The 1,802-nt window shown below is 46.3% G+C and carries 2 protein-coding genes; both read right to left on the bottom strand.

Annotation, left to right across the window (positions count from 1 at the left end; all coding sequences use genetic code 11):
• The coding region (locus tag QVO43_RS05260; RefSeq protein ID WP_288174566.1) for a radical SAM protein at positions 1-678 on the bottom strand (678 nt) is incomplete at its 3' end.
• A gap of 298 nt (positions 679-976) precedes the next feature.
• On the bottom strand, positions 977-1,258 hold the full coding sequence (locus QVO43_RS05255; RefSeq protein ID WP_022487524.1) for a peptide deformylase: 282 nt from the start codon (positions 1,256-1,258) through the stop codon (positions 977-979).
• Positions 1,259-1,802: the final 544 nt, after the last annotated feature.

The raw sequence follows: 1,802 nt of genomic DNA, 5'->3' as shown, positions 1-1,802 counted from the left end.
CCCGGCAATCGCCTCCAGTCTGTCCTGGGGAAGTCCCAGTACTTTGTCGAAGGGGGCTTCCGGAGTGACGACCTGGAGCACATCCGGCTTGATGGCAGCTACGGCATCTCGGAAGACACTGAGGGATGCGGAATCGTCGCTGTACCCTCTGACTACAGTGATTTCCAGGTGGAAGCGGCCCGGGTAGGATTTCCGGAATTCTGCCATATTCTCAATATGCTGACGGACCGTATAGCCTGCAAGAGGTCTCTGGGCTTTCTGGAAAGCTTCTTCCCGGCCCATTTTCAGTTCACCGATTACTTCTTCACAGGTGCCGGCGAGGGCCGCGTACTTCTGGTTTCCGTACAGATAGCCATTCGACAGGAGGCGAACAGGGACATTTTCCTTGTGGATGGTATGGATCACCTTTTCTAGGCCTATTAGAAGCAGTGCCTCGCCCAGTGAATTGATGAAAACCAGGTCCGGCTTCACCGCACGGATCTTCTGCTGCAGGTCCAGAATGGCCGCGTCCAGATTCCCCACATTCACCGGGTCCTGGGTCTGCTGATGGGGCAGCTTCCGGCTCACAGGGCAGAAAATGCAGTTAAAATTGCAGTATTTGCCAGGGAACAGGTTCAGTTCGAGAATGGTTTTCCCGTTTTCTTCATAGGGATCTTTGTAAAAAAATGATTCCATCATGACCTCCTGTAATAAAAAATGCCGCATCCTCATCTGCTAAGACCTGACGATGGGGATACGGCCCTACTTCTGACGACTCGGCAGCCGTCAGCACCGGATTTTTCAGTTACCGAAAGAGATTATAGCAGATTCTCCTTCTAAATTCAAAGGAAATTAGAAAAATTGGTTTTTGCAGATTGCTAGCGTTCGTTTTCCTGGTACTCAGTCCTGTATCAGTCCCTCAAACCCATGGCTCTCGCCTGTTCCAGGTCTTTCTGTGACTGTTTGGCCGGATATCTGTCGACCGCTGACAAGACTGTTAAATCAATACGCCCTCCAAATGATCCACTTCATGCTGGATAATCTCTGCCGGGGAATCTTTGAAAGTCTTTTTCTGCTTTTTGAATTTCATATCCTGGAATTCCACTTTGATTTCCTGATACCTGGTGACTTTTCGGGTCCCTGTGAGAGACAGACAGCCTTCTTCTGTTTCGTAAGGCCCTTTCTTCTGTGTGATTGCCGGGTTGAACATCACCAGGTCCATGATTCCCAGGCTCACCACAATGATGGTCTTTGGTACTCCGATCATATTGGCTGCCATTGCGAGAAAACAAAATAAAAAAGCCTTGGCAGGAACTCCCACCACGGCTATCTTTCTTGCTGCAATCTTATACGAGCAAGTTTTTCTCTATCTGAATGTAAATTTATTTCATTACAAAAGTAACCCAAGAAGAGCTTTTTTCTCCCATTATTTGCAATGTTTTATGAACAGTTTGGGGCATACACAAGATGTGGTTGTTCGTAATTTATTAGCTACCATATCTTGTATTCAGCAGTAAAACGGACTGTTCTTACTACTGCACTTTTTGTGGGGTGAAATTTTCTCTGTTATTATAGCAGAAAAGGAGGGGGTATGGGCAGGCGGGAATGAGTCGAATGTGAAGAATACCGGCCCGTAGGGGGCGCCCGGAGAGCAGAATTTTCTTACACTCGTCCAACCGTGCATAATAATCACTCTGCAGAAGTTGGAGTGCATAAATCGATGATTTTTATCTAAAGATATCCTTCAAGTCTTTAAACTGATATTTAATAATGCCAAGTATTCTTTCATTCGAACCATGATATTTTTCTACTTCTAATATATT

Source organism: Acidaminococcus sp. CAG:542, assembly GCF_000437815.1.
Taxonomy (GTDB): domain Bacteria; phylum Bacillota; class Negativicutes; order Acidaminococcales; family Acidaminococcaceae; genus Acidaminococcus.
Note: the sequence above shows the minus strand (reverse complement) of the source record. Positions and strands in the feature narration are given on the sequence as shown.